The following is a 1,901-nucleotide window of genomic DNA, read 5'->3' on the forward strand; positions in this document are numbered from 1 at the left end:
TACCCTTGTAGTCCCGAGCAGATTTGAACTGCTGACCCCTACATTATCAGTGTAGTGCTCTAACCAGGCTGAGCTACGGGACTCTTTATAAAAAGAGTATTGAGTATTGAGTAGTGAGTATTGAGTATGAGATATCACACATCGCTAAACTCACACTTTCAATCCCGTCTCAAACTGGAGCACTGCTGATTGGCTCATCTTTTGGGTTGTCTTTTGTTTTTTAATAAAGAAAATCAATGAAGTATAACGAGCGCAGTTAAATACGCTCTAGAAAGGAGGTATTCCAGCCGCACCTTCCGGTACGGCTACCTTGTTACGACTTAGCCCCAGTTATCGGTTTTACCCTAGGACGCTCCTTGCGGTTACGTACTTCAGGTACCCCCAACTTCCATGGCTTGACGGGCGGTGTGTACAAGGCCCGGGAACGTATTCACCGCATCATTGCTGATATGCGATTACTAGCGAATCCAACTTCAAGAGGTCGAGTTGCAGACCTCTATCCGAACTGTGAACAGCTTTTTGAGATTGGCATCCTGTTACCAGGTAGCTGCCCTCTGTACTGCCCATTGTAGCACGTGTGTAGCCCCGGACGTAAGGGCCATGATGACTTGACGTCGTCCCCTCCTTCCTCTCTGTTTGCACAGGCAGTCTGTTTAGAGTCCCCACCATTACATGCTGGCAACTAAACATAGGGGTTGCGCTCGTTGCGGGACTTAACCCAACACCTCACGGCACGAGCTGACGACAGCCATGCAGCACCTAGTTTCCTGTCCTTGCGGACTGACCTATCTCTAGATCATTCAGTAACTTTCAAGCCCGGGTAAGGTTCCTCGCGTATCATCGAATTAAACCACATGCTCCTCCGCTTGTGCGGGCCCCCGTCAATTCCTTTGAGTTTCACCCTTGCGGGCGTACTCCCCAGGTGGAATACTTAACGCTTTCGCTTTGACGCTAACTGTATATCGCTAACATCGAGTATTCATCGTTTAGGGCGTGGACTACCAGGGTATCTAATCCTGTTTGATCCCCACGCTTTCGTGCCTCAGCGTCATTGACACCTTAGTAAGCTGCCTTCGCAATTGGTGTTCTGTGACATATCTATGCATTTCACCGCTACTTGTCACATTCCGCCTACCTCAAGTGTAATCAAGCCCATCAGTATCAAGGGCAAGCTTCCGGTTGAGCCGAAAAATTTCACCCCTGACTTAACAGGCCGCCTACGCACCCTTTAAACCCAATAAATCCGGATAACGCTTGGATCCTCCGTATTACCGCGGCTGCTGGCACGGAGTTAGCCGATCCTTATTCTTACAGTACATTCAACACTTTACACGTAAAGTGATTTATTCCCGTATAAAAGCAGTTTACAACCCATAGGGCCGTCTTCCTGCACGCGGCATGGCTGGTTCAGAGTTGCCTCCATTGACCAATATTCCTTACTGCTGCCTCCCGTAGGAGTCTGGTCCGTGTCTCAGTACCAGTGTGGGGGGCCATCCTCTCAGATCCCCTAGACATCGTAGCCTTGGTGAGCCATTACCTCACCAACTAGCTAATGTCACGCATGCCCATCTTAATCCTATAAATATTTGATCATTCTTCGATGCCGAAGTGTGATTTTATGCGGTGTTAATCTCTCTTTCGAGAGGCTATCCCCCTGATTAAGGTAGGTTGCATACGCGTTACGCACCCGTGCGCCACTTTCCCAGAAAGCAAGCTCTCTGGTATCGTTCGACTTGCATGTATTAGGCCTGCCGCTAGCGTTCATCCTGAGCCAGGATCAAACTCTCCATTGTAAAATGTTTGTTTGTCCTAGCCCTATTATATCTCAAATAGAACTAGTATAATTATATCTATGTTCGTATTTAACTTTAAAAATAACTGAGTATTCTTTTTACCCGTTA

At 47.7% G+C, this 1,901-nt stretch carries 1 tRNA gene and 1 rRNA gene; both read right to left on the bottom strand.

Annotated elements, in window-relative coordinates:
* Positions 1-8: 8 nt before the first annotated feature.
* Positions 9-83, bottom strand: a tRNA-Ile gene (locus tag P2W72_RS15665).
* Positions 84-271: 188 nt separating this feature from the next.
* Positions 272-1,793: ribosomal RNA gene (locus P2W72_RS15670) — 16S ribosomal RNA — on the bottom strand.
* Positions 1,794-1,901 lie beyond the last annotated feature (108 nt).

It is taken from the genome of Daejeonella sp. H1SJ63, from assembly GCF_029360775.1.
Taxonomy (GTDB): Bacteria; Bacteroidota; Bacteroidia; order Sphingobacteriales; family Sphingobacteriaceae; genus Daejeonella.